Raw genomic sequence first — 3,394 nt, forward strand, 5'->3', positions numbered from 1 at the left:
CATGGGATCGGGCAAAAGGCCATTGTGGCCGTCGCCCGCAAGCTCGCGATCAAGCTCTGGCGCATGACGGTGGAAACACCGCCTTTGCCAGTCGAGGGTGTCGCGCGCGGGGCCCGGTCGGGATAACCGACAATAAAAAAGGGCGGCACCCTCATCAACCGGCGCGTACCGAAAGCGGTACTTGGTGATCCTGCATCCAGACAGGCACGAATAAGAAAAGGCTTACGCAGACCGGTCAACATCATAGTCTTGGCCTCAATCCGCCGCGCACAAGGCGAGCGGATAGGATTGACGTGCGACCAATCAATGACCGCAACGCGGGACAATTCCGATATAGCCTCAATGTCTTTTGTCTTGGCGCGAGTCACTCTACGGTCGTGCAAAAGCCAGCTTTCTGCAAAGCTCATGAAGCCATTGAAAAAGAGGTGATATTGAATGACGTCATCCAGTAACCTAGATGTTTTGAAGAACAATATTGTTACAGAGACATTTGTTGATACCGCTGATCAAAACTACCTGATTGCCAGGTGGGCCTATCACAGGGGCATGTTCACTGACTTTTTCTGGAACTCGGTTCACTCTCTCGAAAAGTACTTCAAGGCGTCGATGCTGCTAAATGGACGATCTGGAAAAAGTGACGGCAATGGTAAGCCTTACGGTCATGATCTCGTGAAACTACTGGATGCGGTGTCATCATATGCCGGGGACCTGATCCCGGACGAACTTAGACAACCTGATCAGCTAACCGATTTGAGTTGGCGGCAGGAGTCTTTCGCAGGTTACATCGCAAGACTTAACGAGCTTGGCGACGCAAACAACCGTTACAATATCTATGGATACGTGCAGCGTTGGGAGGATCTAAGCCATTTGGATCAGGCGGTTTTTGCAATTCGTCGCTTAGCATTCAAGTTGGATGCTGATCCGTTCATTGGCCGTCCGGACCCTCAAGGTTCACAGCCAAAAACTGTACGGGAAATGCTTATACGATTTCCTGATTATAGTCCTCGCTCGAACACCTCACGTCTTTACAAACTACTTGGGGCTAGAGGGGATGACGAACTACGTGATGCGGGCTTGAGGATGAACTTTGTTTTTGCCCCTGATGACTATGACCATGGGCTCGATAGGATCAAAACTGGGACGAGTGGCTCAAACCCAGTCTTATATCGGCGCATAGTAGCCCCGGTGGTCCATCAGTAACTTCAAATTGCACCAGTTGCCACCATCCGAATGACCCCTTTGCAGAATAAAGGTATCTCCATATTTTCAAGCACCCGCCAAATCCTGATTTTGGCGGGTGTGCTTGGTATCGCCTTGGTACTTACGCTACTCCTTATCCCCAATCGCAGTCCTGAGGACGTATATAGATTTAAAGAAACCTACAGTAGATCTGCCACCGCAACCAATTCGACCTTAATACCCTCTTGGCCCGATTTGCCGATAGGATGTATCATTGCCAAAAACACGCAAGCTGGCAACTATGGCGTTGCACGTACCGAGCGATTTTGGAATTTTGTATCCGCAGAATTTTCTTTGGTCGGAAATCTCACCCGCGTTGAAGACGCAGAGCACTGCGAACCTAGCACAAATTTCTACTTTTTCTTCAAAAGCAGCATTGATGAGGGCGCAACAATAGATGACCTCAATATGATTGGCGCAAAATTTGCGGATGAGGGTGTTCGCGATGCCATTAACCCCTTGGCATACGGATTTGGGTATTTAGACGGTCAACATCCAAAAGCTGCAATTTTTATCAACGACTTGAGTTCAACTGCACGCCTGACAGGCGTGGTTGAGCGATTTATAAACGCGGCAGTGATACAGGAAACGTTCCAGATGTTACTATTGGCACAAGATAAACCTATCGAAGGTAAGCCATCATCGATTTTGCATGAGCCAGTTTGGCGAGAAAACCCCGACTGGTCGAAACTGACGATCAATGATATCGCTACTTTTTTGGACCAAACCCCCGAAAAACTCTGTGGGGATGATGTTTTCGCATTGGCTGTATTCGAGAAAATCGTTGCTGCTGAAGCATTCTTTATGGACGACGTGCAGAAAACCATTAACAGTTCGCTCAATAGCATTAGAAAGAAAGCGACAAATCTATCAAATAAACCCAATTGGAGTGATGTCGTTTCAGAAGATTGTTCATTAAAGTGAGTTACGATCAAAGAAAGTGCATTCGACGTTGGTTTTCCCAAATTCTCGTGAGGGCTCCGAATAGAGCAGAGTGGTATTGAGCAGCGCCTGAAATCAAAGGAACAGCCTATAGCGCAAGCTGCTTTTCCCGGGGCCTAGGTGTTCAGTCCCGGCATCTGGTGGATCGGGTTGAGGATGAATCGGTCTGGCTCTGATGTCCAGATTTTGCAGAGGTATTCGTAGGGCGTGAGGCCACTCAGGGTCTTGAGGCGCCGTGCGAAGTTGTACGCACCCAGGAAGTCGGTAAGGTGGCTGCGAAGCTGATCGTGGCTGTCGTAGTAATACCGTTTCACCGTGGCATCCTTGATTGTCCGGTTCATCCGCTCGACCTGCCCATTGGTCCAAGGATGGTTTGGCTTTGTCAGCCGGTGCTCGATCCCATTGGTTGCGCAGATCATGTCGAACCGCATTGGCCGGGAATAGACTGTATTCCGGTTTCGGGGCTGCTCTGCGAACTGGATGCCGTTGTCGGTCAGGATCGTGTGGATCTTGTAGGGCACCACTTCAAGCAGGTGCTCCAGGAACTCCCAAGCGGCCTTGCGATTGGCCTTCTCGACCAGTTGGGCGACCGCGAACTTGCTGGTGCGATCAATGGCGACAAAGAGATAAAGCTTGCCTTCCTCGGTTTGGACCTCGGCGATGTCCATATGGAAATACCCGATTGGATAGCGCTTGAACCTCTGTCTCTTTGGCTTGTCCCCATCTATTTCTGGCAAACGGGATATCCCATGCCGTTGAAGACAGCGATGCAGTGAAGAACGCGTCAAATGTGGGATTGATGGTTGCAGGGCATACAGACAATCATCCAGCGGCAGCAATGTATGCCGCCGGAACGCGACTACCATTGCCTCTTCGTCTTCGCTGAGAACAGTTGAGCGCGGCTCTTTCGGTCCCGTCTTCCGATCTTCGACGGTTTGTCGCTTGCGCCACTTCGAAACCGTCTTCAGATTGATCCCAAGCTCGCGGCTCAGCTCCGTGATCAAAGCCTGCGATCGCTGTATTGCCGCTCTGACAGCGTGCGTGGTCGTGGCGCTGCCATGACGAACTTGGCCCATAGTGCTTCCTTCCAATCATGCGAAAGGATCACACCATCAAACCATGGCATCAAACACCTAAGAGAATTGTCGCGCGCCACCAGATGCGTTTTGGCAGCATCTCGCCCTCAATCTATTGATAGTCGAAAGATCTTTGA

4 protein-coding genes are annotated in these 3,394 nt (G+C 50.3%); 2 read left to right on the top strand and 2 right to left on the bottom strand.

Going from position 1 to position 3,394, the window contains the following annotated elements:
* On the bottom strand, positions 1–473 hold a 473-nt coding region (locus tag Q1A75_RS23415), incomplete at its 3' end, for a hypothetical protein (protein WP_299641452.1).
* Here Q1A75_RS23415 and Q1A75_RS23420 point away from each other — a divergent pair.
* Together Q1A75_RS23420 and Q1A75_RS23425 are read left to right on the top strand one after the other, a co-directional pair.
* Complete coding sequence (locus tag Q1A75_RS23420) at positions 463–1,200, top strand: hypothetical protein (protein WP_299641455.1); 738 nt, start codon at positions 463–465, stop codon at positions 1,198–1,200. The genes Q1A75_RS23415 and Q1A75_RS23420 overlap by 11 nt on opposite strands.
* Positions 1,201–1,230: 30 nt before the next feature.
* A complete protein-coding gene (locus Q1A75_RS23425; protein WP_299593403.1) occupies positions 1,231–2,163 on the top strand; it encodes a hypothetical protein in 933 nt (310 codons plus the stop codon).
* Between the two features lie 134 nt (positions 2,164–2,297).
* On the opposite strand, the gene Q1A75_RS23430 is transcribed toward Q1A75_RS23425, so the two are convergent.
* The gene (locus tag Q1A75_RS23430; RefSeq protein ID WP_299593400.1) at positions 2,298–3,257 is read right to left on the bottom strand and encodes an IS481 family transposase; all 960 of its coding nucleotides are present in this window, start codon (positions 3,255–3,257) and stop codon (positions 2,298–2,300) included.
* Positions 3,258–3,394 lie beyond the last annotated feature (137 nt).

The organism is uncultured Tateyamaria sp., from assembly GCF_947504105.1.
Lineage (GTDB): Bacteria > Pseudomonadota > Alphaproteobacteria > Rhodobacterales > Rhodobacteraceae > Tateyamaria.

Bases quoted from the DNA above. Each gene is read 5' to 3' on its own strand.
- Q1A75_RS23425 (WP_299593403.1), top strand. From the start codon at position 1,231: ATGACCCCTTTGCAGAATAAAGGTATCTCCATATTTTCAAGCACCCGC.
- Q1A75_RS23430 (WP_299593400.1), bottom strand. From the start codon at position 3,257: ATGGGCCAAGTTCGTCATGGCAGCGCCACGACCACGCACGCTGTCAGA.